This is a genomic window from Agarivorans gilvus, assembly GCF_001420915.1.
Classification (GTDB): Bacteria; Pseudomonadota; Gammaproteobacteria; order Enterobacterales; family Celerinatantimonadaceae; genus Agarivorans; species Agarivorans gilvus.
Map to the genome: position 1 here is coordinate 3132486 of NZ_CP013021.1, position 26248 is coordinate 3158733.

26 protein-coding genes are annotated in these 26248 nt (G+C 45.9%); 16 read left to right on the plus strand and 10 right to left on the minus strand.

Annotated elements, in window-relative coordinates:
• Window positions 1-14: 14 nt before the first annotated feature.
• Entirely contained in the window at window positions 15-677 is a 663-nt protein-coding gene (yrfG, locus tag AR383_RS14725; RefSeq protein ID WP_055733817.1) for a GMP/IMP nucleotidase, read from the minus strand.
• 75 nt (window positions 678-752) lie between these two features.
• Between yrfG and nudE the strand changes: the two genes are divergently transcribed.
• From nudE to AR383_RS14740, 3 genes are all read left to right on the plus strand, one after another.
• Complete coding sequence (gene nudE / locus AR383_RS14730) at window positions 753-1319, plus strand: ADP compounds hydrolase NudE (protein WP_055733818.1); 567 nt, start codon at window positions 753-755, stop codon at window positions 1317-1319.
• Between the two features lies 1 nt (window position 1320).
• Window positions 1321-2136, plus strand: a complete 816-nt coding sequence (cysQ, locus tag AR383_RS14735) for a 3'(2'),5'-bisphosphate nucleotidase CysQ (RefSeq protein WP_055733819.1) — start codon at window positions 1321-1323, stop codon at window positions 2134-2136.
• Window positions 2137-2272: 136 nt separating this feature from the next.
• On the plus strand, window positions 2273-2686 hold the full coding sequence (locus AR383_RS14740) for a c-type cytochrome (RefSeq protein ID WP_229711208.1): 414 nt from the start codon (window positions 2273-2275) through the stop codon (window positions 2684-2686).
• A gap of 76 nt (window positions 2687-2762) precedes the next feature.
• Here AR383_RS14740 and ylqF read toward each other — a convergent pair whose 3' ends face one another.
• The gene (gene ylqF, locus AR383_RS14745; protein ID WP_055733821.1) at window positions 2763-3695 is read right to left on the minus strand and encodes a ribosome biogenesis GTPase YlqF; all 933 of its coding nucleotides are present in this window, start codon (window positions 3693-3695) and stop codon (window positions 2763-2765) included.
• A gap of 234 nt (window positions 3696-3929) precedes the next feature.
• Between ylqF and AR383_RS14750 the strand changes: the two genes are divergently transcribed.
• The 3 genes from AR383_RS14750 to AR383_RS14760 all read left to right on the plus strand — a co-directional run bounded on the left by AR383_RS14750 (window position 3930) and on the right by AR383_RS14760 (window position 6940).
• On the plus strand, window positions 3930-4631 hold the full coding sequence (locus AR383_RS14750; RefSeq protein ID WP_055733822.1) for a hypothetical protein: 702 nt from the start codon (window positions 3930-3932) through the stop codon (window positions 4629-4631).
• An 80-nt stretch (window positions 4632-4711) separates the two neighbouring features.
• Window positions 4712-5836, plus strand: a complete 1125-nt coding sequence (locus tag AR383_RS14755) for a M14 family metallopeptidase (RefSeq protein ID WP_055733823.1) — start codon at window positions 4712-4714, stop codon at window positions 5834-5836.
• 369 nt (window positions 5837-6205) lie between these two features.
• A complete protein-coding gene (locus AR383_RS14760) occupies window positions 6206-6940 on the plus strand; it encodes a PEP-CTERM sorting domain-containing protein (RefSeq protein WP_055733824.1) in 735 nt (244 codons plus the stop codon).
• A 62-nt stretch (window positions 6941-7002) separates the two neighbouring features.
• Here the strand turns inward: AR383_RS14760 and gltS are convergent, their stop codons facing one another.
• The gene (gltS, locus tag AR383_RS14765) at window positions 7003-8226 is read right to left on the minus strand and encodes a sodium/glutamate symporter (RefSeq protein WP_055733825.1); all 1224 of its coding nucleotides are present in this window, start codon (window positions 8224-8226) and stop codon (window positions 7003-7005) included.
• 145 nt (window positions 8227-8371) lie between these two features.
• The gene (locus AR383_RS14770; protein WP_055733826.1) at window positions 8372-9712 is read right to left on the minus strand and encodes a sigma-54 interaction domain-containing protein; all 1341 of its coding nucleotides are present in this window, start codon (window positions 9710-9712) and stop codon (window positions 8372-8374) included.
• A gap of 179 nt (window positions 9713-9891) precedes the next feature.
• On the opposite strand from AR383_RS14770, the gene AR383_RS14775 reads away from it, so the two are divergent.
• Window positions 9892-10323 (plus strand): hypothetical protein, encoded by a 432-nt coding sequence (locus AR383_RS14775; protein ID WP_055733827.1) that lies wholly within the window; start codon window positions 9892-9894, stop codon window positions 10321-10323.
• 71 nt (window positions 10324-10394) lie between these two features.
• Here AR383_RS14775 and AR383_RS14780 read toward each other — a convergent pair whose 3' ends face one another.
• From AR383_RS14780 to AR383_RS14805, 6 genes are all read right to left on the minus strand, one after another.
• A complete protein-coding gene (locus tag AR383_RS14780) occupies window positions 10395-11339 on the minus strand; it encodes a mechanosensitive ion channel family protein (RefSeq protein ID WP_055733828.1) in 945 nt (314 codons plus the stop codon).
• 171 nt (window positions 11340-11510) lie between these two features.
• Complete coding sequence (locus AR383_RS14785) at window positions 11511-11705, minus strand: hypothetical protein (RefSeq protein ID WP_055733829.1); 195 nt, start codon at window positions 11703-11705, stop codon at window positions 11511-11513.
• Window positions 11706-11709: 4 nt separating this feature from the next.
• Window positions 11710-11889, minus strand: coding sequence for a DUF1328 family protein (locus tag AR383_RS14790; protein WP_055733830.1), 180 nt, complete (start codon window positions 11887-11889; stop codon window positions 11710-11712).
• 45 nt (window positions 11890-11934) lie between these two features.
• On the minus strand, window positions 11935-12492 hold the full coding sequence (locus AR383_RS14795; protein WP_055733831.1) for a BON domain-containing protein: 558 nt from the start codon (window positions 12490-12492) through the stop codon (window positions 11935-11937).
• A gap of 232 nt (window positions 12493-12724) precedes the next feature.
• Window positions 12725-14074 (minus strand): glutathione-disulfide reductase, encoded by a 1350-nt coding sequence (gene gorA, locus AR383_RS14800; RefSeq protein WP_055733832.1) that lies wholly within the window; start codon window positions 14072-14074, stop codon window positions 12725-12727.
• A gap of 58 nt (window positions 14075-14132) precedes the next feature.
• Entirely contained in the window at window positions 14133-16136 is a 2004-nt protein-coding gene (locus AR383_RS14805) for an ATP-binding protein (protein ID WP_055733833.1), read from the minus strand.
• A 187-nt stretch (window positions 16137-16323) separates the two neighbouring features.
• On the opposite strand from AR383_RS14805, the gene prlC reads away from it, so the two are divergent.
• From prlC to glpG, 9 genes are all read left to right on the plus strand, one after another.
• Window positions 16324-18357, plus strand: coding sequence for an oligopeptidase A (gene prlC / locus AR383_RS14810; protein ID WP_055733834.1), 2034 nt, complete (start codon window positions 16324-16326; stop codon window positions 18355-18357).
• A 72-nt stretch (window positions 18358-18429) separates the two neighbouring features.
• Window positions 18430-19512, plus strand: a complete 1083-nt coding sequence (locus AR383_RS14815; RefSeq protein ID WP_055733835.1) for a mechanosensitive ion channel family protein — start codon at window positions 18430-18432, stop codon at window positions 19510-19512.
• 505 nt (window positions 19513-20017) lie between these two features.
• The gene (locus tag AR383_RS14820; RefSeq protein WP_055733836.1) at window positions 20018-21136 is read left to right on the plus strand and encodes a branched-chain amino acid ABC transporter substrate-binding protein; all 1119 of its coding nucleotides are present in this window, start codon (window positions 20018-20020) and stop codon (window positions 21134-21136) included.
• A 95-nt stretch (window positions 21137-21231) separates the two neighbouring features.
• Window positions 21232-22158, plus strand: a complete 927-nt coding sequence (gene livH / locus AR383_RS14825; RefSeq protein WP_055733837.1) for a high-affinity branched-chain amino acid ABC transporter permease LivH — start codon at window positions 21232-21234, stop codon at window positions 22156-22158.
• A complete protein-coding gene (locus tag AR383_RS14830) occupies window positions 22155-23426 on the plus strand; it encodes a high-affinity branched-chain amino acid ABC transporter permease LivM (RefSeq protein WP_055733838.1) in 1272 nt (423 codons plus the stop codon). Before livH ends, AR383_RS14830 begins: the two co-directional genes overlap by 4 nt.
• Window positions 23423-24187 carry a high-affinity branched-chain amino acid ABC transporter ATP-binding protein LivG gene (gene livG / locus AR383_RS14835; protein ID WP_055733839.1) on the plus strand — a complete coding sequence of 255 codons (765 nt, stop codon included), beginning with the start codon at window positions 23423-23425 and terminating at the stop codon, window positions 24185-24187. The genes AR383_RS14830 and livG overlap by 4 nt, the downstream gene beginning before the upstream one ends.
• A 19-nt stretch (window positions 24188-24206) precedes the next feature.
• The gene (locus AR383_RS14840; protein WP_055733840.1) at window positions 24207-24908 is read left to right on the plus strand and encodes an ATP-binding cassette domain-containing protein; all 702 of its coding nucleotides are present in this window, start codon (window positions 24207-24209) and stop codon (window positions 24906-24908) included.
• A gap of 141 nt (window positions 24909-25049) precedes the next feature.
• Window positions 25050-25376 (plus strand): thiosulfate sulfurtransferase GlpE, encoded by a 327-nt coding sequence (glpE, locus tag AR383_RS14845; RefSeq protein ID WP_055735062.1) that lies wholly within the window; start codon window positions 25050-25052, stop codon window positions 25374-25376.
• Window positions 25373-26227: a rhomboid family intramembrane serine protease GlpG gene (glpG, locus tag AR383_RS14850; protein WP_157051754.1), complete on the plus strand. Its 855-nt coding sequence runs from the start codon at window positions 25373-25375 to the stop codon at window positions 26225-26227. The genes glpE and glpG overlap by 4 nt, the downstream gene beginning before the upstream one ends.
• The last annotated feature ends 21 nt before the right edge of the window (window positions 26228-26248 follow it).

A 26248-nucleotide genomic window follows, 5' to 3' on the forward strand; every position in this document is an offset into this window, starting at 1 on the left:
AAGAGCTGGCTTTTTTATTGCGTCAACTGTTGAGTGAAGTGGTGGTAATCATCAATCGCAGGAAAATGAGTAAAGGTTTTACTGGCTTGCTGCGAGTCTGGGTTGTTAATGCCCAACAAATATTTAACCCCAAACTGGGCTGCTTGTTGCAGTAGCTTTTCATTATCATCAATAAACAAGGTTCGTTCAGGCTCGAAGGGGTGATGTTCAATCAAGGCCTGCCAGAGTCGCGGGTCTTCCTTGGGATAACCAAATTGATGGGTGCTAAATACCTTATCTAAATAGCTATCTAAGCCGGTGACTCGGATCTTTGTGGCTAAACCATCGGGGTGACAATTGGTGAGTAAGATCCGTTGTTTAGAGGCGGCCGCAAGGGCTTCTAAAAAGGGTTTTACGTCGTCTCGCCACTGAATTTTGTGTTCAACTTCAGTTTTAAGCTGACGAATATCCATGTTGGTCTTATTGCTCCAGTAATCAAAGCAATACCAATCCAATGTGCCGGCAACGGTTTCGTAATCAGCAAATAAGCGCTGCTTGGCTTCGGCTAAGCTGATGTTGTTTTGGTGAGCATAAGAGATGGGCAGATAGTGCATCCAAAAATAATTGTCGTAATGCAAATCCAGTAAGGTGCCATCCATGTCCAGCAAAACTGTATCTATTTTATTCCAGTCGAACATTCTTGCTTGCTAATCCTTGAGTGAGCCTAACAGCAATGTAACAATGAGCCTAACTTAATCATAGCAGGAAGATCGATGAGCAAGCATCATCCGCCTCGAGTATTAGACAGTCACATTGCTGCCGAGAGCCGCTTCTTTAAGATTGAAGCCCTGCATCTGCAGTTCAGTAGTGGTGAAACGAGGATCTATGAACGCTTAGTGGGAGCGGGCCGTGGAGCGGTAATGGTTTTACCGATCACCGAACAAAATGAATTGTTACTTATTAGCGAATATGCTGCCGGAACGGAGCGTTATGAACTAGGCTTTGTTAAAGGTTTGGTTGACCCAGGCGAAACCCCTTTGCAAGCGGCGAACCGTGAGCTACAAGAAGAAGTGGGGCTGAAGGCGCAAGACTTACAATTGCTGACTGAACTGAGTGTCGCTCCGGGGTATTTTTCTAGTCATATGTCGGTATTTGTTGCTCATGATTTATTGCCCAGCGTACTTGAGGGCGATGAGCCCGAGCCACTAGAAATCATCAAGTGGCCGCTGAGCGATTTAGAAGCCTTATATACACGTAAAGACTTCAGCGAAGCGCGCAGTGTGGCTTCGTTACTGTTATTGGAAAAGTGGTTGAAGCAAAACAAGGTGAGAAAAAAATAGCATGTTAGACCCTGCTAGTGTGTTGCCGCAAGTGATAGAAATCGCCCGAGGTGCCGGCGATATTATTCGAAACATTTACCAGAAAGGTGATTTTGTCAGCGAGATAAAAGACGACGAAACGCCGGTGACTTCTGCCGATTATGCTGCTCATAATTTCATTATGGACGCCTTAGCTAAGCTCACGCCTGAGATCCCCATCTTGTCTGAAGAGCAGGCCGACATCAGTTTAGCCGAGCGAGAAGGCTGGCAAACCTATTGGTTGGTCGACCCCTTAGATGGTACTCAGGAGTTTGTTTCTGGCAGTGGCGATTTCGCCACAGAGATTGCGCTAGTACAAGACAACCAACCGGTATTGGGGGTGGTATACGGGCCCATCGTACAAATTCTTTATGCCGCAGTGAAAGGGCAAGGTGCCTTTAAAGAGCAGGGCGGCGAACGAATTAGCATCAAGAGCCGTCACTATCCGCAACAGCCAGAGCACATTCGAGTTGCTACTAGCAGAGTGCAGCGCCCCGCTTTATTACAAGCGATCCTTAATTGTGACTATCACTACAAGCTGTACCCCATGGGTAGCGCTAGCTTAAAAAGTTGCATGGTGGCAGAAGGGGCCGCCGATTGTTACATTCGAGTAGGACCGACCGGTGAATGGGATACCGGCGCACCGCAAATTATTTTGCAAGAAGCGGGTGGCTGCCTGAAAGATCTTCATTTACGCAGTCTTAGCTACAACCAACGAGAGTCTTTAGAGAATCCTAATTTTATTTCCTTAGGTGACCCACAATTACCTTGGCGAGATATACTAAAAAATCCGAGTTAGTTATTCGCTTGCGATCAGAAACTAACAATCGTTTTTACAATGGTTTAACCTCAGAGTAATAGCGGGTATAATTTTGCCAATAATGACAAGGATGCCTAATACTGCAGTCAGTAGGCACGATGAGGAGAGAATAAGGGTGAAGCTTTTGAACTGGAAAACATTAGTACTGTCTGTTTGTTTAAGCGTTATGCCACAAGCCTTTGCGGCCGATATGTCGGATGAAGCAATTATTGAACGTATCAAACCAGTAGGTGAAGTTTACCTAGATGGTGAGCTCGAAGTGGCTAAAGCCCCTGCCGCTAGCAGTGGACCTAGAGATGGCGAAACCATTTACAATACCTACTGTACTGCTTGTCATAGTACCGGTGTTTCTGGCGCACCTATAAAAGGCGATGCCGATGCTTGGGCTCCACGTATTGCGCAAGGTATGGATGTCTTGTTCGACCATGCTTGGAATGGTTTTAACAATGGTTTAATGCCACCTAAAGGTACTTGTGGCGATTGTAGTGAAGACGAACTTAAAGCGGCGATTGCTTACATTACAGAATAAACAGCTAGCTCTTTTAGCTGAAATAAAAACACCACGCTTGCGTGGTGTTTTTGTAACTAGCTTGTTAAGTTACTTATTAGCGTCGACGGCGTTTCTTGTTTTTTTGCAGTTCGGCGATTAATTTTTTCTTTTCTTCTTTTTCGGCCACCAGCTTTTCGGTTTCGATTTTTTCAATAGCGACCATTGCTGGGGTTTCTAGGCTGATCCGGCCAATGGTTGCGTCACGTAATTCATTCAAAATAATGGTTGCGGCTTTCACATAATCCACCTGCCCTCCACGCACCAAACAACCACGGCGGCGGCCGATTTCTTCCATTAGTTCAATTTCAGACTCGGGCAGTTGCTCTAGCTTGTAGCGTTGTTTTAAGGCTTCTGGGTAAGCCTGTAGCAGGTACTCGCAGGCAAAGGCCGCTACATCATCGTAGTCCATCGCGGTGTCTTTGACTGCGCCAGTGGCCGCTAGACGATAGCCGCTGGCGACATTGTCAAACTTAGGCCATAAGATCCCAGGGGTATCCGATAGTATGATATTGCCTTCTAAGCGGATCCGTTGCTGGGCTTTAGTCACTGCTGGCTCGTTACCGGTTTTGGCAATTTGTCGTCCGGCCAAGGCATTGATTAAGGTGGATTTACCCACATTAGGGATACCACAAATCATGGTGTGGATCGGTTTATCTACACCGCCCTTGTTGGGAAGCATGCTACGACACAGTGCGAGTAAGTCTTGAGTTTGATTACCTTGCAGGGTGCATAAGGGGATTGCTTTCACCCCTTGTTCTTGTTCAAAGTGAAGCTGCCACGCTGCGGTAATGTCTGGGTCTGCCAAGTCGCTTTTGTTAAGCACTTTAATACAGGGTTTGTCACCGCGTAAGCTGGCCACCATTGGGTTTTCACTACTGTAAGGAATGCGTGCATCCAAGACCTCAATAATTAGGTCGATTTTGGGCATCACTTCTTTAATTTGTTTTTGGGCTTTATGCATGTGCCCTGGATACCACTGAATGGCCATTTCACTCACCTTGAACGATCAAATTGCGCCCATTGTACTGATTGCTTAATGAAAGTGTAGCGCTTTGTGTTTGAGCTAAGCGCCTCGCGTAACGTGAACGAAGACTAATATCGCCTAAAATTATGCGGACTATACTAGTTAATATTGTACTTACTGCTATGTTATTAATACTCAATATTAGTTTTGTTTTAGCCCCACTTAGGGCTTGATATAGGCTGTCTTAGGGAAGAGATAATGTCTAATAGTGATCTGCTTAAAGAAGGGGCTTCGGCCTCAGTGACCAACCTAGATAGCGTGGCATCGGCTGAAGTTGAACCGCATCGCTCTGGAGTGAGCTTAGAAACTCGCTATCAGTATCATAAGGCGCGCCATCAACATTATAAAAAGGCGTATAAAAGGCTGCGCCCCTATCGCTGGATCAGTCTCGTCATGGGCGTGCTGTGTTTTAGTGCGGTATTCCCCTTAATAGCGGTATGGCCGTCTTATCATGACTTACAAGATAGTTATGAGGGAAGCTTGGCAGAGCTTAAAATTCTGGAAGATCAACACCAGCAATTAAAGGATGCCTTGCTGTTGGAGCGGCGTAATAATTTTGAACTTAATCGAGAGAACCAACCAGAATTGCGGATCTTTGTTTTTGATACGCTGATTGCCACCGATCAAAGCCAGATCCGATCGGCCTTTTTTGAAACCAACGAAAAAGTAGGCAAACACGTCAACGTTCATTATCAGCTCCTAGCCCAAGGCCCCATTGAGCAAAACCTTGCCTTAGTGTTGATTGACCAAACCGGAAAACAAATCTTCCAACAAACCATCGATTTTGCTAATAAACCACCTAAAGAGGCCGAGTCGGTTACGGTGGAGGGCACCATGACCTTGGATAAAAATATGGACGTGCGCTACTTTAGAATTATTGAGCTAAGCCAAGATAACTAACGAAATTTTTTGCCCTGTTCGCGCTAAGTAATTACACGCTATACTGGCGACATCATTGGATAAGGGCTTAAGAGGATAGCATGTACCTTAGCGATAAATTTGATAGTGGCAATATTGAGTCGGTGGATTTAAGCGACCCACAAAATCTGCAGTTAGCCATCAAGCGTGATAATCAATCAGACTTTTTTCAGTGGTTTCATTTTCGTTTTGAAGCAGAGCTTGATAAGCAATATCGCTTCAATATCATTAATGCTGGCCAATCGGCCTACCCCCAAGCTTGGAAAGGTTACCATGTAGTCGCTTCTTACGACCGCGAACAGTGGTTTCGTGTTGAGAGCGAGTTTGATGGTCAGCAACTCAGCTTTAGCGTGTTGTTGGAACAAAACAGCATCTATTTTGCTTATTTCACCCCCTATAGTTATGAACGCCATCAGGATCTCATTCATAGCTGCTTGGCTGATGAGCGGGTCAGCTTAAACACTTTGGGGCAAACCATAGATGGTCGCGACATGAGCCTATTAACTATTGGTGACGCCGAGCAGGCAAAACATAAGGTGTGGATGATTGCCCGTCAGCATCCTGGTGAAAGCATGGCCGAGTGGTTTATTGAAGGGATGTTAGAGCGTTTGTTGGACCAAGATAACCCTCTGGCAAACAGCTTACTAAAAGATACGGTGTTTTACGTGGTGCCTAACATGAACCCCGATGGCTCGGTGCGCGGCCACTTAAGAACCAATGCAGTAGGCACTAACCTAAACCGAGAGTGGCAAAATCCTAGCATGGAACGCAGTCCCGAAGTGTTTTTGGTAAGGCAAAAAATGTTGGAGCTAGGAGGCGACCTGTTCCTCGATATTCATGGTGACGAAGAGCTACCTTATAACTTTGTGGCGGGTTGTGAAGGGATCCCTTCTTACGATCAGCGCCATCAATTGTTAGAAGATACCTTCAAGCAGGCATTTAAGGCGATTTCTCCGGATTTTCAAGATACTCACGGTTACCCCAAAAATAAGCCCGGCGAAGCCAATTTAAATATCGCAGCAGCATGGCTGGGTGAACAATTTAAAACTCTGTCTTACACCATTGAAATGCCATTTAAGGATAATGCAGATTTGCTCGATCCCGACTTTGGTTGGTCGGCCGAGCGCTCGATGCAACTGGGAGCGGATGTCTTGTTCGCGATTAAGCAGACCCTCGCAAAAATTTAGTATTAATTAGGGAGGCGGCCTTGGCATTCTCCCTAGTCTGACCCAGCCTATTGCTGTTAACTGTCTATTTTTTTTACACTCGTGAATTGTGCTTTTTCATGACTGGCGAATGAAATTTCACATATTTTAGCTGCTTTGAAAGCAAACTGTGATGCCTGTCAAACTCTATTTACATGGCATAAAGTTCTAGATTTTACAATTGTTTGCCTGCGTTTTAGTTGAACGGCATCGTGTATGGTTATCTGTATGATAATAATAACTTTTTATTTACTGGAATGGTTCATGCTTCCTTTGCGGTCGATGATTAGGCTGATGCATGGAGTGCAACATGAAAAAAGTGATAACTAAGATGCTGTTGGTCGGTTTAAGTTGGGGGTATTCTCTAACTTTGCTTCTGCCGCGTTTATCTATGAGCAAGACGTAACTAATGAGGTGATTTTTGGCAGCGGCAACCTTAATGGAGGCTTTACTGTAGACCGGCAAAACGGCATTGAGCTCGGCTTGCGAGCTAAATTGCGCTTTGATGAAACCAACAGCCCGCAGAATATTTTTAATAGTGATGGTGCTGGCAGTTATCAGTTTGACAATGTTTTACCACCAAGCGGTTTTGGTTTTGCACCGGGTTCTACTTCTACCGCTATTTGGAACTTCGAGTGGTCAGTTAACAGTAGCTTCGATGGAAGCGGTGGGATGTTAAGTAGCTACAGCTATTTATTAGAAATTGATTTTGATCCCAGCGCAGCAACTAATTTCTTAGCCTTCGATCCCGTGAATGTGAGCAATGCAGATCATGCCCTAGGCAACAATTCCACCGCTAATGGGGCAGGCTTGATTGATTCGGTGAACTATGCAGCACTACTTGATGATTACAATCTGGTGCAAAATTCTTGGAACATGGAGTTTTTTGACGACGCCACTTATAGCTTCGACGCCAGAGTAGCGGGCACTTATGACATTAGACTCAGTGCTTACGACCAACAGGGGCGTGAATTAGCGAGTAGTGCCATACAGGTGGTTAATGCAGCCGTGCCTGAGCCACAAACTTGGTTGAGTTTTGCCTTGGCGATGTTTAGCTTGTTATGGATGCGGCGTCGACAAGCTTAATACCGGTAACTAGATTAACTAAAAACGGAGCCAAATTTAGGCTCCGTTTTGCTGTTTGGCGTTTAAGTTAAAAAACCAATATAAACTTGCAGCACAATCAGGTTAACGATGTCGATGAAGAAGGCCCCCACAATCGGTACCACCATGAAGGCTTGTGGTGAAGGTCCGTTGCGCGAAACCAGAGCACTCATATTCATTACCGCGGTTGGGGTCGCCCCTAAACCAAAACCACAATGTCCACCGGCCATAACCGCGGCATCGTAGTCTCGGCCCATGAAACGGTAACTCACATAGCTGGCAAACAGCGCTAACATCAAGGTTTGGCAGAATAAAATAATCAGTAGCGGTAAGGCTAAATCAAAAATTTCCCATAAACGCAGGCTCATTAGGGTCATCGATAAAAATAACGACAGTGACAGGGTACCGAGTAAATCCACACATTCACCGTTTACATGGTAGCGACCACTGAGTTCGCTGATATTGGCAATCACTACACCAAAAAATAAGGCGTAGACAAAGTCCGGCATTTTTAGCCAGGCCAAGGCTAAGTCAGCCTCGACTTGCTTGGTATATTTAGCTAATACCACGCAAACCAGCATCAGAAATAGGATTTCTATCACCGTGGTAGGGGTCACTAAATCTTCTTCTTTACGGCTATAGGTTACCAAGTCGGGGTGGGTTTTATGGTGGTTTTTCCCCTTGGAGAAGGGCGACTCAAGCTGGTCTTTTTTGATCAGCCGCTCACCCACTGGGCCACCAATAATGCCGCCCATCACTAAACCAAAGGTCGCTGCCGCCATGGCAAATTCGAGAGTGGGGATATGGTATTCTTCGGCAAAAATTTGCGACCACGCCGCCCCTGTACCGTGGCCTCCCGAGAGGGTAATGGAGCCGGCAAACAGCCCCATAAGCGGTTCTAAACCCAAGGATGAAGCCAAAATAACCCCTAGGCCGTTTTGCAACACGATATATACCGAGGCGATGCCTAGGAACACGAAAACCTTGGCTCCGCCCTTCATTAGCAGCTTATAGTTAGCAGCCAAGCCAATGGTGCTGAAGAACATCAACATGAAGGTATCTTGCAAGGGCAGAGAGAACCGTAATTCTATGCCTTGCAGCTTCAGCAGGGTGATACCGACAGCGACCACTAGGCCACCGACGATGGGTTCTGGAATATTGTATTTTTTGAGTAATGCAACGTAGTGGCAGATAATTCGGCCGATGAACAAGACACTTAATGCAATCAGAAAAGACTCTAGCTCTCCTATTTGGTAAACGGTATCCATAAAACATGACCTTTACTTTATAGTTGAGTGATTAGTATACAACGTTGTTTTCGGTCTAACACAACTGGCTTGAAATTTGAGCAGTTTTAGTCAGATGCTCGAAGGGCTCGACTGACACTAGTTCGAGCCTTGGCTTTACAATTGACTACTCTTGGTATTTATCGAGCTTGTTGTAGAGAGTTTTTACGCTAATACCTAAATCTTGTGCCGTCTCGGTTTTATTGCCTTCGTTTACGTTTAGCGTTTTGATGATGGCCGCTTTCTCTATTTCCTCTAGCGCAACCCCGGCTGGAATGATTTCCTCTAGGCTAGAGCCTGTTTCCAAAGGGGGCGCTTCAAAGATAAGATGCTCGGTGCTTATTACTTTATCCGCCAAGATGAAGGCGCGTTCAATGGTGTGTTTTAACTCTCTTACGTTGCCTGGCCAACTGTGGTTGGCAACTTTTTCCAGCGCGGCTTGGTGGATGGTTTTATGTTGGGTTTCGTTGGCGTTGCGGTACGCGATAAAGTGCTTGGCTAAGCCGACAATGTCTTCCCCACGCTCGCGCAAGGGTGGTACCGTTAATGGGAAATGTGCCAGTCTATAATACAGATCTTCACGTAGGTAATTCTGTTCCACTGCTTGCTGAGGATCTCGGTTGGTGGCGGCCACAATTCTCACTTTGGCTAACTTCGCAGCTTGTGCTCCCACTGGGCGGTATTCGCCGGTTTCCAGAACGCGTAGCAGTTTGACTTGTTGCTCAAGGGGCATTTCAGTGACTTCATCGAGAAATAAAGTCCCGCCTTCGGCTTGCTGAAAGACCCCTTGATGGGTCTTATTGGCACCGGTAAAAGCGCCTTTCACATGGCCAAATAGTTCACTGTCGACCAATTCTGGGCTTAGTGCGCCGCAGTTTATTGCAATAAAGGGCTGTTGGCTACGTTGGCTGGCAAGGTGAATGGTTTTCGCCACCAGCTCTTTTCCGGCGCCGCTTTCGCCAACAATTAGCACGTTGGCCTCGGTTTTAGCTACTCGTCTAAGTTGACGGTATAAGCGATGCATTGGGGCTGAAGAACCCACCAGCAAGCCAAACTGGTCTAAATCACTGGTGCCCACCCGCTGTCCTTTGGTCACTTTTTCTGAATAAAGCTGATTTATTTCCTCAAGCGTTTCGTTTAACACTTGGATGTCCAGCGGGGTGCGGTAGTGAAAAATGGCGCCAATTTGCATTAACTTATCTAGATGAGGGTTAGGCTCGCCTTGGCTGATGATGATTAAGTCCATGTCATCTAGCACTTTTAAGCTATTCAGTGTTTGATAGTCTTGTTCGCTGAAGTTAACAAGCTCAATAATGGCTACCGGCGGAGCCAATTGGCTTAAGCGAGTAGGCCAGTCGGCACAGTCCACGTCTTCAATTAAGCTAAATCGAGATAATTCTGTACAAGCCTTAATTTGCTGTCTCAAGTCCTTGTTTTGAATGTTGAAATAGAGCTTAGCTTGGTTCATGCAAGAATCTCAAAAATTTATCAATCTTCAATGTATGGGAATCCGGCGGTGGCGACAAGTTAAGTTGATTAATTTATTTATTTTTAATTGTCTTTGTTTCGCTTCCAGCTTGGTACAAAGCTTGTAAGTCATAAGAGGAAAACACTATTTGGTAACTGCTATGGACAAAGGAGCATCGGATGAACAGAACAGCATGCGCCAATACCGAGGACGAACCGCAGTTTGCTGTGGCAATTCAGGTTATTAATCTTTTAAGAGACCACTATCAGCGCTGTTTGAGTTTAATTCACCAGCCCTTGGAACACGCTGTTAGAAGGGCCTTGGAGCGCTTGATTAGAGTTGAGCAAAAAGCCATTTGTAGTTTGGCTAATTTCGTTAAAAAAGAGGATCTTAAGCAAGATATCATCAAACAAAGTAGCGCCTCTGTAAGGTTAGTTGAGCCATCTACAGATGCGCTCTTACAAGAAAACTTAGCTTTGATAGAGGCACTCAAGTTGCAGTTGCAAGCGCTGCAACAGCCTGCGTTAATCCAATTATTATCTTATTGGTTAGCGGCATTACAAATAGAGCATGATGAGCTGGCTAAGCACATACAGGCTCAGCGAGTGTAGGGCAAAGGTAAAATTTATTCATTACCGGTAATTTTTACCCAGTGTTGGCTGAGCTTAAGTGAGCGCTAGGCTCACTGTTCTGTTGTTTGCTGCTGATGCTGGGATGAGCGACTTAGTTGAAACCGGCTATGATTGAGCATAGTCGAGAGATCCTCTCCCCCTTTAATCGCAAAATCCATAGTACGGATCGGAAAGGGAATCACAATACCGGCCTCATTGAGGGTTTGTTTGATGGTGATTACGGCTTGGTGTTTTGCTTCCATAAACCCTACCTCCCCCGGATACGCTATCCATAACCAGACCAATAAATTTATACTGCTATCATTAAAGCCGTCGGCGTACACAGCGGTTTGTTGCGGGTCGTAAATGAATTTATGTTTATTCAGTGCATCGGTGATGAGTTTTGCCGCACGCTCGGGGTCGTCTGCGTAGGAAATACCCACTGGGATCTCAATTTTACGTATTCGATTGGCGCTAAAGTTCGTCAGAATGTTTCTAAACAGCAGCTTGTTAGGGATTATCTCTCGCTGCCCAGAAAAGGTGCTAACTATGGTATTGCGAAGGTTAATGGCTTCAACGCTACCAAATACTCCGTTTGCTTGAATAATATCGCCGATTTTAAACGGCTTACGAATACTCATGCTGATCCCAGAAATGAGATTTTCGGTCATATCTTGAAAGGCGAAGCCAATCGCCAAACCAACGATACCCGCCCCCGCCAGTAGTGAAGTCACTGTGCCTTTAAGGCCCACTAAGTCCAAGGCAATAAATAAGCCGCTGCTAGCTATTACGATCTTCACTATCGAGCTAAGCAGGCTTATTGCTTCTTTTGAATCAATGACCTTTTGAGTGAGGTTTTTGATGATGTGCCCCAGCACTTTTGCCAGTAACAGGAATACCAGTACCACTACAAGGGCTAACACAATGTTAGGTAAAAGTGTGATTGAGTCTTCCACCCAGTTTTGTAGTTTTTGCTGGATTAACGACCAGAAATTATTCAGATTGATATTGTCCATAAGTTGCCAGTCTGTTGTTAGTGCTAAGTTTGGGGGTTATGAGCTTGGCGAGCTTGAGAGGGAGCTGGGTAGGCTGCGCTAGTGCAATAGGGTCGGCTGAACACATGGTATTTACCTTGCAGCTGCGTAGCAAAGCGGCCGAAGCCGCTTGTTGAAACAACACACCAAGTACTAACAGTCTTGGTCTTCTGTGTTTAGCTGTTCTTTAGCTTGTTCACAGCTATCTTCGATGGCGTTTTCAATGTCGGTGGCCGCCTCATCTATGGACTCGCCAGCATTCTCGGCGGGCCCTTCACTACAGGCGCTTAAACTAAGTAACAGGGCGCTAATTAGCGCCAGGCTATAAGAACGTTTAGGTGATGTCATTTGCTTACCTTTGGTTGCTGCGTTTACTTTTGAACAGGTTAAAGACTAAAGAAAGCACCAGTAGCATTACGAACAGGTAAAAAATAATTTTAGCAATACCTGCTGCAGCACCGGCTATGCCGCCGAAGCCTAAAACGGCTGATATCAAAGCGATAATGAGGAATATAAATACCCAGCTAAGCATAGTGATAGCTCCTTTTATTTAACCGTTTTAGAGTGAAGTGAGGGATTATTGTAAAACTCTGAGTTGGTTAACCACTTCGTCTACATCATTGGTATTTCGGGCGATAGCGAGGGCTAAATCTTGTTCCGCATCTGAGCTAACTTCACCACTTAAAGTGACCACTTTATCTTCTGTGTTTACCTCGATATCAGTACCGCTAATTTCAGACTCTAATAACAAGCGGGTTTTCACCACGGTAGAAATTTTGCTATCGGTTAGGCTGTTTAACATCTCATTATCAGTTTGTTCTTGGTCTTGTTTGCTTTTAACAACCGTTAGTTGGTTATCCACCTCTTCGACTCCGTCCAAGTTAGCGACTAATTCTGCTGCCAGCGATTTTTCAATTTCGCTTTCTACCGAGCCGCTTAAAGTCAATTGGCCATCTTTCACATCAGTATTAATGTCGAAAGAGTTGAGGTTAGTATTGAGTAGTAGAGTGGTTTCGGCTTTGCCGTCAATCCACGCGTCTTTGGCGTCATCTTGCCAGTTATTGGCCGCGAATACAGAACCTGAAGTGGTGATTAAGGCAGTGCTAAGAACAATACTTGGTACTAAGTTTTTCATCATGGTTCTCCTTGGTTAATATTACATAGTTACCATAGCGAAGACCGTGCCAAAAATTTAAGTTGTTGATTTATAGTTGTTTTGTGTTGTTTTTGTGTTTTGAGGGATGCTTTTGCTGTAATTTGCTTGTGAAGATATTACAGGGTGAAATGTAAGAACTATCGGCAGCTTGGGCAGTGAAAAAGTAGGCTAAAGCGCAAAGTATCGCTTTAGCCTTGGTGAGGTGCGTTAATTAACGAAGGGTGACAAATTCTTCAGCGCTGGTGGGGTGAATCGCTACACAAGCGTCGAAATCCGCTTTAGTGGCCCCCATCTTCATGGCTACGCCAAAGCCTTGTAAAATTTCGTCCATGCCTAAGCCAATTCCGTGTAAGCCGACCACTTTTTCATCTTCACCTACACAAATGAGCTTCATTTTGGTGACTTGACGGTGTTGGGTCACTGCGGTGTACATGGCACCAAAGCTAGAGGTGTAAACTTTGACATGATTTTCACCGTATTTGGCTACCGCTTCTGGCTCGGTTAAACCAATAGTGCCAATCGCTGGGTGACTAAATACCACGGTGGGCACCAGTTCGTAATCCATCTTAGCGGTGGTTTTACCGTTAAATAGGCGTTCAGAGAGCAAGCGTCCTGCTTTTACTGCCACAGGGGTGAGCTCAATTTTACCGATGTTATCGCCTACCGCATAAACACCTTCTACCGAAGTATTAGAGTAGTCGTCGACTTTGATGTAGCCGTAATCGTCTAGCTCTACGCCGATGCCTTGCAGGTTAATTTGATCGGTGGCTGGCTCGCGGCCAATGGCCCAAATCAGCTTATCCACTTCAAGGCTGTTGCCGTTTTCAAAGTTTAATTTAAGGCTGCCATCGGCCAATTTTTCAACCGACTGAGGTATGCTGTGGGTATGCAAGGTAGGGCCGTCTTCGGCCATAATTTCCATTAGCGTTTCGTTTAGCATTGGGTCGAAGTCACGTAGCGGCGCATGCTTGCGCACTGCTAAATGGGTTTCGCTGCCTAAGGAATGTAATACGCCAGCTAGCTCTACCGCAATATAACCCGCGCCGACTACAACAACGCGCTTTGGTTGCTCACTTAAAGCAAAAAAGCCGTCTGAGTCGATGCCGAGTTCAGCCCCTGGAATGTTGGGTATACTAGGGCGACCACCTGTAGCGATGAGAATATGTTTAGCGCGGATTTGCTCGCCATTAACTTCTACGGTATTGGCATCAACAAATTTGGCAAAACCATTAATTAGGGTAACCCCATTATTGCTTAAGACGCGGTCATAGGAGCCATGAATACGCTCAATATAGGCTTCGCGGCTAGCCACTAGGGTTGACCAGTCGAATTTGTTGACGTGAACATCAAAGCCGTAATCAGGGGCATAGCGGTGAATGGCTTCGGCCACTTGGGCACCAAACCACATCGCTTTTTTCGGTACGCAACCTACGTTTACACAGGTACCACCAACGTGGCGGGCTTCAATTAGGGCGACTTTTTGGCCATACATTGATGCGCGGTTAGCAGAGGCAATACCACCACTACCTGCGCCAATGCATAGGTAATCGAATTCTTTCATATTTACTCCATGTAGGGCCGAAAACTTGCAGCAGTATAGCCTGTCCGACTAACAGATGTTAATCGGCTTTTTGTGCTTGGTAGGGGATCCGTATGGAGAAATGTACTCCTTCACCGGATTGGCTATCAAAAGCGATATGGCCTTTAAGTAGCTGTACTACCAAGTTGTAAACGATGTGAGTGCCTAAGCCGCTGCCGCCTTGACCACGTTTTGAGGTAACAAAGGGGTCGAAGATCCGTTGAGCAATATCACTATCTACACCGCGTCCAGAGTCATGATAATCAATGTGTAATTGATCGTTTTCTTTTTGAATGGAAATATTAATACGTTTTTCTCCATCCCAGTCTTCAAATCCGTGTTTCACCGAGTTGAGAATTAGGTTGGAGTAGATTTGAGTGAAGCTACCAGGGAAGCTATACAGCTCTAAATCACTGGGGCAGTCCACCACAATTTCACAACCAGAACGGCGAATTTTGTGGCCTAGTGAGGTAATTACTTGATTCACGTTCTCATTTAAGTTGAAGGTGTAACAAGCCTCGGAGCTTTGGTCCACCGCCACTTGTTTAAAGCTGCTGATTAAGTCGGAAGCGCGGCGTAAGTTGTTAAGTAATAGCTCGGTAGATTGGTTGAGGTTTTCGATTAACTTTTCCATCAACTTACGGCTTAGCTTGCCACTTTCAATGTTCTTCTTCAGTTGATTGCTTTGCTCTTGCAGATAAGAGGCGGCGGTAACACTAATGCCAATAGGGGTATTAATTTCATGAGCTACCCCGGCGACTAATCCACCTAACGAAGCCATTTTCTCTGCTTCTACCAGAGATTGTTGGGCATTTTTCAATTTGTCGAAAGCACTGGCCAACTGTAGGTTACTTTCCTCCAAGCGTTCGGTGCGCGATTGTACCTTTTGCTCTAGTTCGTCATTGAGTTTTTTAATCTCGTTCTCCACTCGTTTGAGCGGGGTAACGTCGTAACCAAAGGCAATCATACGTGAAACATGATTACCCTCGTAAAATGGTACGAAGGTCCATAATAGGGTGTATTTGTTGTTGGCTTGGTCGGTGAGAGTCAGTTCCTGATCTTGAATTACTCGCAGTTGGCGCAGGTCATTCTCAATTTTCTCTCGCATGTCGTTATCGATGAATACACTGAGCCAGTTTTGCCCGACTAATTCGTCTTGATGAAAGCCGGTAAGCATTACCCCTGCAGGGTTAGCGGTCAAAACATTGAGTTGGTTATCTAGAGTCACAATGACCGCGTTACTGGCATTAATGACGGTGGCCGAAAAGTCACGCTCGTGGGCCAGTTGCTCGGTGGCCTTGAGCTTTTGGGCAAACTCGTGGTCAATTTTTTGGGTCATTTGGTTGAGGGTATTAACCAATTCTCCCAGCTCGTCATTACGCGGTTTACCGCTGGCATCTAGCTTGAGAGGGGCCCCCAAGTTGTCTAAATCTAAGTTGCGGGTGTAGTCCACAATGGTATTAAGGTGGCGCACAATGATGTAGTAAATAATAAATAGAATGCCTATCGACACCACTAGGGTTTTAATGGTTTGGCTAACCAAAATTAAGATGGCTTTTTGCCAGAGCCGTTGATAAACCTGCTCTAATGAAGCTGCTACAAACAGCTTGCCGACCATTTCTCCTTGGTAAATTAATTCGAACTCTTGAGAAAGATCGTAATGGTCGGCGGAGCGGCCGCGGGCTAACAAAGGGACTTCAGAAGAGCCTAAAATTTCTTTGACCAACACATATTGCATGTTGGGTAAGTTCATAATGCCTTCGATTTGTACTTCAACTTGTTCTTCGTCCAAGTTCCATAAGCTGGCGGCAATCGGTTGTAAAAAGCTGACTTCGATTTGGTCAATGCTTTCTTCGATGACTTCAACATCTTGTTTATAGTCGTAACGTAATTGGATCAGGGTGATGATAAGTGCAAGCAGGGTCGAACAGATGAGAATGTAGGACAGCATTCGCAGAGATAAGCTGTTAGTTCCCTTATTTAAGGCTAATTTATGCCACAACCCAGTGTTTTGGCTCACTGAAGTTTTGTTGTTATTGTCCATTAATAAATGAGTCCTGTTGGCCTAGGCTATTGATAAACCAGAAAACCAAAATAATCCCTAAGGAAATCATAGTCTAATTCAAAGCTATGTAAACTGTGGAAATGATGATTCGCGGGTTGATTTACAAATTATCAACCCCAGATTAAGGTATTCATAGTTATCATTTCTTCAGCCTTAAGGATCCCCTATGAGCAACCCCTTACTTGATTTGCCAGGATTACCTCCCTTTAGCAAAATTAAGCCGGAACATGTGCAGCCCGCGGTAGAGCAAGTGATAGCTGAATGCCGCGCTACTATTGAGCAAGTACTCGAGCAGCCCAAGCCTACTTGGCAGAATTTTATCTTGCCTTTAGATGAGGTAAATGATCGCTTAAGCCGCTTATGGTCGCCAGTGAGCCACTGTAATTCGGTGGTGAATAGCTCAGAACTGCGCCAAGCTTATGAAGCCTGTTTGCCCTTATTGTCGGAATACAGTACCTTCGTTGGCCAGCACAAAGGCCTATACCAAGCTTACAAACAACTCGCTGAAGGCGACGAGTTTAGCGGTTACAATGCCGCGCAAAAAAAGACCATCAAGGATGCGCTACGTGATTTCGAGTTGTCGGGCATTGGTCTAGCGGCCGAGCAACAACAGCGTTACGGCGAAATAGTTAAGCGCCTCTCTGAATTATCTTCACAGTTTTCGAATAACGTATTAGATGCCACTTTGGCTTGGCAAAAACATATTACCGATGTTGAAGACTTAGCGGGTTTACCGGAATCTGCGCTAGCCGCCGCTAAACAAGCCGCCGAACAAAAAGACTTAGACGGCTACTTACTCACTCTAGAGTTCCCTAGTTACCTACCTGTGATGACTTATGCCGATAAGCGCGAGCTGCGTGAAGAGATGTATCGCGCCTTTTGTACTCGCGCTTCAGAGCAAGCCAGCACCGAACAGAAGTTTGATAATACTGCGATTATTGAAGAAGAACTGAAGTTACGTAGCGAGCTGGCCGAATTACTCGGTTTTGACAGCTATGCTGATAAGTCATTGGCCACCAAAATGGCCGAGTCTCCCGAGCAAGTGCTGGGTTTTTTAAATGATTTAGCCAGCCGCTCTAAGCCTCAGGCGGAACGCGAATTAGCCGAGCTAGAAGCCTTTGCCAAAGAGCATTACCAAGTTGAGCGCTTGGCCGCTTGGGATATGGCTTATTATTCGGAAAAATTGAAGCAGCATACTTATGCGATTTCCGACGAACAACTACGCCCTTACTTCCCCGAAGACCGCGTTTTAGGTGGTTTATTTGAAGTAGTGAAGCGCTTGTTTAAAGTTGAAGTGGTAGAAAAACAAGGTATCGACACCTGGCATCCAGACGTACGCTTCTTTGAAATTAACGATGCCAGTGGCGAGCTACGTGGTTCTTTCTATCTCGACCTATATGCTCGCGAACATAAACGTGGCGGCGCGTGGATGGATGGCTGTATTGATCGTCGAGTTGACGTGAATGGCCAGCTGATTAAACCGGTGGCCTACCTCACTTGTAATTTCAACAAACCGGTGGGCGACAAACCGGCATTGTTTACGCATGATGAAGTGATTACCCTGTTCCACGAGTTTGGCCATGGTATTCATCATATGCTGACCAAGGTTGATGAATCTGCGGTATCGGGGATTAATGGCGTGGCTTGGGACGCGGTAGAATTGCCCAGCCAATTTTTAGAAAACTGGTGCTGGCAAAGCGAAGCTCTGGCCTTTATCTCGGGCCACTATGAAAGCGGAGAACCCTTACCACAGGCCTTGTTAGACAAGATGTTAGCTGCGCGTAACTTCCAATCGGCGATGACTATGGTTCGCCAGTTAGAGTTTTCACTGTTTGATTTCCGCTTGCATCATGAAACGGGCTCACTCAGCAGCGTGCAAGATTTGTTAAATGAAGTTCGTGAGCAGGTATCGGTAATTAAGCCACCTAGCTTTAACCGCTTCCAAAATAGCTTTAGCCATATTTTTGCTGGTGGCTATAGTGCCGGTTATTACAGCTACAAATGGGCCGAGGTCTTGTCGGCTGATGCCTTCTCAAAATTTGAGGATGAGGGTATTTTCAATGCTGCAACTGGCTTAAACTTCTTAAGTAATATTTTGGAAAAAGGCGGTTCTGAAGAGCCCATGGAGCTATTCAAAGCCTTTCGAGGAAGAGAGCCGAAGGTGGACGCCTTGTTGCGTCACTCCGGTATTGCCGCTTAACTAAGTACGGCATGTCTAAACAGGAATAACGCGGCTTTGGCCGCGTTTTGTTTGTTAATAGAGAGAACCCCGATGTTTGAAGAATTTGCCCTGTGGTTAGAACAAGAGCAAGCACAGTTATCCACCTCAAACTGGCTGTTTGATGTGGCGGCAGTATTAGCCCTAACCCTGATTGCCTTTGTCATGTGGCGTTTGCTGGCCTCTCGCTTAAGCCGTTTAACTGAGAAAACAAAAACGGTGTGGGATGACGCAATTTGGTATGCGCTGTGGAAGCCGATCAATTGGATGATTGCGGTGGTGGGCCTGTCTTTGGTGGCAGTGGTATTTGCCAATACTCTTGATTCAGACTTCAAACCCTTTATTCCGATTATCCGCCAAGTGATGGTGGTATTTCTGCTGGCGTGGGCGGCGATGCGCTTTGTGCGTAAGGCTGAGCAGCAGTTTATTGAAGCGGGCAAAGACAAAACCACCGTGCAGGCGGTGGCTAAATTATGTCGTGCGGCAATTATTATTTTATTTCTGCTGGCGGTCTTTCAAACCTTAGGTTTTAGTATTTCTGGGGTACTGGCCTTTGGTGGTATGGGCGGCTTGATTGTGGGTATGGCTGCCAAAGATCTATTGGCAAACTTTTTTGGTGCCTTGCTGGTTTACTTTGATAAACCCTTTAAAGTGGGTGATTGGATCCGCTCTCCCGATCGCAGCATTGAAGGTACGGTAGAAAACATCGGTTGGCGGGTAACGAAAATTCGTACCTTCGATAAACGCCCCTTGTATGTGCCTAATTCTATTTTCTCTAGTATTGCGGTAGAAAACCCCAGCCGAATGAGTCATCGCCGCATTAAAGAAACCATTGGTATTCGTTACGATGATGCCGACAAAATGAGGCAGGTGGTGCACGAGGTGGAGCAAATGCTGCGTAACCATCCGGAGATCGATACCAGCGAAACCCTAATGGTGAATTTTGATAGCTTCAATGCATCATCTTTAGACTTCTTTATTTACACCTTCACCAAAACCACCAATTGGGTGCACTACCACCAAGTGAAACAAGATGTATTAGCTAAGGTGATTGATATTGTGTTGGCTAATGGGGCAGAGTTTGCCTTTCCCACCCGTACTGTCCATCTCAGCTCCCCCCAAGCTGCAGCAGATTAAACCAAGCGTTGCTGGGAATAGCCGGCTATTCCCAGCATTACATCCTGCTTGTTTGAGTAATTATTACTGAATATTTATTCTGCCTAATAGCGTAAATCTTCAAAATATAAGCGTGGGTAACAGCTAAATCTCACGCAAATATGTCTATTTACTTTATATTTATTCTGAAATTTTTGATTTCACCTTGTCAAAATTTACTTATCTAACTGCCTTGTAGCATATTTGGGATAAATAAGAGGTAAATGCTGAATTTGTGATCATATGTGGTGTAAATAATTATCTTTCTAGTGGTTTTTTCTGAAAGTGCTTTGATTGTACGACAAAAGCTAGATTTTTAAGTTGCAAAAACTCAGGTTGCAAGCGCCGCCTGCTCTGCGGCAACTTGTGAAAGCCTATAAATTTAGGGTAAAACAACAGCCAATGAGGTGAATTTTGTATTAAGGCTTAATACGACACTTCTGCAAACACAATCAATATATATAAAAAAGCGAACATGGAGTTTTCAATGACTAAATGGAAGAAATCAGCTTCAGGGCTAGCGGTATCCTTAGCACTATTGGGTGCCGCAACGTTTGCACACGCAGCAGATACCGTTAAGGTGGCAATTGCTGGCCCAGTAACCGGTCCGGTAGCGCAATATGGTGACATGCAATTTGCTGGTGGCGGCGTAGCGGTGGACTTGTTGAATCAAGCCGGCGCTTTGTCGGGCAAGCAAATTGAAGCCGTGGTCTACGACGATGCTTGTGAACCTAAGCAAGCGGTAGCGGTAGCCAACAAAATCATTAATGACGGTGTTAAGTACGTAATTGGTCATTTATGTTCAGGTGCCACTCAACCGGCTTCAGACGTTTACGAAGATGAAGGTGTATTGATGATTACGCCTGCTTCAACCAACCCCGATATCACTACTCGTGGTTACGGATTAATTTTCCGCACTATCGGTCTAGATAGTGACCAAGGCCCAACCGCCGCGCGTTACATTATCAACAGCGTTAAACCTGAGCGGGTTGCGGTTATTCACGATAAACAACAATACGGTGAAGGTATTGCTACCTCTGTTAAACAAGAGCTAGAAGCTGCTGGTACTAAAGTGGTGGCCTTTGAAGGTGTAACCGCAGGTGACAAAGATTTCTCAGCGCTAATTGCTAAATTGAAAAAAGAGAATGTAGATTTTGTTTACTATGGCGGTTACCACCCAGAGTTGGGTTTGATCCTGCGTCAATCTGCTGAAAAAGGCCTAGACGCTACCTTCATGGGCCCAGAAGGCGTGGGTAACAAAGATATCTCTGCAATTGCTGGTCCAGCATCTGAAGGTTTGTTGGTGACTTTGCCGAAGAAATACGACTTAGACCCAGCTAATAAACCCATCGTTGATGCTCTAGTCGCTAAAGGTGAAGACCCAACTGGGCCTTTTGTATGGACAGCTTACGCGGCAATGCAGTCTATTGTGGCCGGGGTAAATGGCGCGGGAGATGATCCAGAAGCCGTAGCCGAATACCTACGTAACAACAGTGTAGATACCGTAATGGGCCCTCTACAATGGGACGAAAAAGGCGACCTTAAAGGTTTCGACTTTGGTGTATTCACTTGGCATGCTGACGGTTCTTCTTCAGCCGCTAAGTAATTCCGTACTATACGCCGGTTAGCCATCGGCTAATCGGTGTTTCTGTTTTAAAGACGCTTAATTGGTGGTCATTGAACCACTGAATTGGGGCAGCTATGTCTGAGCAATTTTTCTATTTCTTTCAGCAGCTAGTGAATGGACTAACCGTTGGTAGTACTTATGCGCTGATCGCCATTGGTTATACCATGGTGTATGGCATTATCGGCATGATTAACTTCGCCCACGGTGAAGTGTATATGATCGGTAGTTACGTGGCGTTTATTGTGCTGGCTGCACTCTCCCTTATGGGGCTAGATTCTCTACCTATTTTATTGTTTGGTGCCTTTGCCATCAGCATTATTATTACCAGCGCCTATGGTTGGACGATTGAAAAAATCGCCTATCGGCCAGTGCGTGGCGGCAACCGCTTAATTGCGCTGATTTCCGCCATTGGTATGTCCATCTTCTTGCAAAACTTGGTTCGGCTTTCTCAAGGCAGCCGAGATATTGCCATGCCCAGTTTAATCACTGGCGGTTGGACCTTTGGCCCTGAAGATGGCTTCAATCTGACTATTTCCTACATGCAATTGGTTATTTTTGTGGTGACTTTTATCACCATGATAGCCCTGACTACTTTTATCACTCATTCGCGCATGGGCCGTGCATGTCGTGCTTGTTCTGAAGACATTGGTATGGCGAATTTGTTAGGCATTGATACTAACAAAGTAATTGCTCTCACTTTTGTGATCGGTGCCGCTTTGGCGGCGGTAGCTGGGGTGTTGTTGGGTATCTACTACGGTGTAATCAACCCCTATATTGGTTTTATGGCGGGACTAAAAGCGTTCACCGCAGCGGTTCTCGGGGGCATCGGCTCGATACCCGGCGCTGTAGTGGGCGGACTACTTTTAGGCATTACCGAAGCGATTACTGCCGGTTACTTCAGCACTGAATATAAAGATGTGGTGTCCTTTGGTTTGTTATGTTTTGTATTGTTGTTTATGCCTACGGGACTGTTGGGTAAACCGGAGGTAGAAAAGGTATGAGTAAGCTCAATCTTTCTGGCGCATTAATCTCCACCATTACCTTTATGTTATTAGCCGGCTGGCTAATGGGGATCCGTATGGAGCCCAGCAGCAGCGGTTTAAACCTCGCCTTGGCTGAGCCCGAGTATATAAAGTGGCTGTTTGTTGGCATGGCGGCGGTGTTTGTTAGCCAACTGCTTCAGCCTTTAATCTTTAGCGGCAAAATAAAAACCAAGACCCAAAAGAAAGCCTACTTTAAGTTGCCCAGCCCAGAGCAAAACCCTAAAGCCTACCGTTTGTTGGTGTCTTTTGCCTTGGCTGGCGCCATTATCTGGCCCTTTATTGTAAGCCGTGGCTCGGTGGATTTAGCCACCCTCACACTCATTTATGTGATGCTCGGTTTGGGTCTTAACGTGGTGGTGGGACTAGCTGGCTTGCTCGACTTAGGCTACGTGGGTTTCTACGCAGTGGGCGCTTACACCTACGCACTACTCAGTGCTGACGGCTTTGGTTTTTGGACTTGCTTACCGATTGCCGGTGGTATGGCGGCTTTATTTGGCTTCTTGCTGGGCTTTCCGGTATTGCGCTTGCGGGGTGACTATTTAGCCATTGTGACCCTAGGTTTTGGTGAAATTATTCGTCTATTGCTGAATAACTTAACCGAATTGACTGGCGGTCCTAATGGGATTAGCGGCATTCCTAAACCCACCTTGTTTGGCTTGGAGTTTAACCGTCGTGTTAAGGGCGAGGGCTTTGATACCTTCCATAATTTCTTCGGCATTAGTTATAACTCGGAATACAAGGTGATCTTCTTGTATTTGATGGCTTTGCTGTTGGTGGTATTAACGGTAATTGTGATTAACCGTTTATTAAGAATGCCGATTGGTCGTGCTTGGGAAGCCCTGCGCGAAGATGAAATTGCCTGTCGCTCGTTGGGCCTAAACCCCACGGTAGTGAAGCTAACAGCCTTTACCATTGGTGCGGCCTTTGCTGGTTTTGCCGGTAGCTTCTTTGCGGCTCGCCAAGGTTTTATTAGCCCAGAGTCATTCACCTTTATTGAATCGGCGATTATTTTGGCGATTGTAGTATTGGGTGGCATGGGTTCGCAAATTGGTGTGGTATTGGCGGCGATTATTATGACGGTATTGCCTGAGATGGCCCGTGAATTTAATGAATATCGCATGCTGATGTTTGGTTTGATGATGGTATTTATGATGGTTTGGCGTCCGCAAGGTTTGTTACCTATGTCGCGCCCTCATATTGAGCTAAAAGAGGGGGCCAAAGCATGAGTTCATTGTTAGACGTTAACGGCCTTACCATGCGCTTTGGTGGCTTGTTGGCGGTGAATAACGTTGCGCTAAAGCTCAACGAAAAAGAAGTGGTATCGGTGATTGGTCCCAATGGCGCGGGCAAAACCACGGTATTTAACTGCTTGACCGGTTTTTATAAACCCACCGCTGGGCAAATCCTCTATCGAGGTGAAGCACTGCAAGGCCTTGCTGGGCATCAAATTGCTCGCAAAGGCATTGTGCGTACCTTTCAGCACGTGCGCTTGTTTAAAGACATGAGCGTGATTGAAAACCTGTTGGTGGCCCAGCATAGGCACTTAAATACCAACTTCTTGGCGGGCTTATTAAAAACGCCCAGCTTTAAGAAGAGTGAGGCAGATGCTTTAGCCTTTGCTGAATACTGGTTAGAGAAGGTGGACTTAAAAGAGTTTGCCAACCGCAAGGCGGGCAACTTGGCTTATGGTCAACAACGTCGCTTAGAGATTGCTCGCTGCATGGTGACGCGTCCGGAAATTTTGATGCTGGATGAGCCCGCGGCTGGCTTAAACCCCAAAGAAACTGACGACTTAGATAAGTTAATCATGGACTTGCGAGACAATGAAGGGGTCTCGGTGCTGTTGATTGAGCATGACATGAAGTTAGTGATGGGGATTTCAGACCGTATCTATGTGGTTAACCAAGGCTGTCCTCTAGCCAATGGTAGCCCTGAGGAAATTCGCAATAACCCCGAGGTAATTAAAGCCTATCTGGGTGAGTTTTAGGGCGAGGGATAAAACAACAATGTTAGAGTTTAAGAATGTTTCAACCCACTACGGCCCAATTCAAGCCCTGCACGATGTTAATGTGAAGGTGAATGAAGGCGAAATTGTCAGTTTGATTGGTGCCAATGGCGCCGGTAAAACCACCCTATTGATGACCCTTTGTGGAGACCCACGAGCCAGTAGCGGCCAGGTGTTGTTTGAAGGCAAAGACATTACCGCTCAGCAAACCCACAGCATTATGCGTGGTGATATTGCCGTGGTACCAGAAGGCCGCCGCATCTTTTCGCGTTTAACTGTGGAAGAAAACCTGCACATGGGGGCATTTTTTGCCAACAAGCAGCAAACGGCCGAGCGTATTGAAGAGGTATACAGCCTGTTTCCGCGCTTGCTTGAGCGGGTTAACCAGCGTGCCGGCACTATGTCGGGCGGTGAACAACAAATGTTGGCGATTGGCCGAGCCTTAATGAGCAAGCCGCGTTTATTGCTGTTGGACGAACCTTCCTTGGGTTTGGCACCTATTATTATTCAGCAGATCTTTGATATTGTTGAACAATTGCGCCAACGCGGAATGACGGTGTTCTTGGTGGAGCAAAACGCCAACCAAGCGCTGCGCTTAGCCGACCGAGGTTACGTACTGGAGAATGGCCGTATCGTACTGGAAGACACTGGCGACAATCTGTTGGTGAATGAAGAAGTACGCAAGGCTTACTTGGGCGCATAAGACCAAGTTAGTAGCACTAAAAAGCAAGCTTCGGCTTGCTTTTTTTATCGCCAAATTTGGCGGTTTTAGGCTGCTATAGCTTTTGTCCTTTTCGCTTAAACCAGTTAAAGTGGTCGAAAAATCTAGGTGGTAAATACGATGATGGAACAGTTTGAACAAATTGATGTAACTGGCGCGCAACAGAAAATGGCTGAGCAAGGCGCGGTATTGCTAGACATGCGAGACCCGCAGTCATTTGCCCAAGCTCACCCAGTGAATGCCTTTCATCTTAATGATGGCAGCCTCAACCGTTTGCTTACCGAAACCGAGTTCGATACGCCGTTGATTGTGATGTGCTACCACGGCATATCTAGCCAAGGTGCCGCCCAATATTTGCTGCAACAAGGCTTTGAAGAAGTTTATAGCCTGCAAGGTGGCTTTGAAGCTTGGCGCAGTGTTGCGCCAATTGAATCTGGTGAGGCCGAGTGAAACATCTAGTTGTTATTAATAATCCCAGGGTCGCCCAGGCCTTTGTCGATTACATGGCGGTGCTCAACATCGAGTGTCAGCTTGCTCCTGCCGAGCAAGGCGTGGTGGTGATATTGATGGATGAGCAGCACCTAGAAAAAGCCGAATATGAACTCCAACAGTTTTTAGCCAACCCTAGTGATGCTAAATACTCGGCTGCTTCTTGGAAGGTGGCCGACAGCCGTAAAGCGACATTTTCTTACGGTGGTAAGGGTATGGTGAAAAGTGCCTTTCTGGCTCACGCTGGCCCGGTAACACTAGCTGTATTAGCCATTTCCGCAGTAATTTTTGCCTTGATGCAGATGGGCTTTGAACGCAGTTTGATCCTCAACCTCACCATTCCGCCTGATTTAAGCATGCTACTTTCGGCAGACTTTTGGCGAGTGATTAGTCCTATCTTTCTGCATTTTTCGATTATTCATATCGCTTTTAACGGCTTATGGTGGTGGCAGTTGGGCGGTGAAATTGAGCGCCAGTTGGGCAGCTCTAAATTGCTACTGATTACTATCGTGGCGGCGGTGATCCCCAATGTGGCACAACTGTTGGCAACCGGCCCCTTCTTTGGTGGCTTATCGGGTGTGGTGTATGCCTTGTTGGGCTACTGTTGGTTTACTGGCTGGCTGCGCCCACAAACCGGCTTACAGTTGAATCCGGCGATAGTCGGTTTTATGTTGGTATGGTTGGTGATTGGTTTTATGGATGTAGTGGGGCCATCTACGGCTAACCTAGCGCATTTATTTGGTTTATTTGTGGGTTGTGCACAGGCTTTATTGGATAGGTTTGTGACCACGGATAAAAGCAAAGCTGTTTGAGTAACAAGGCCCATCTTCGAT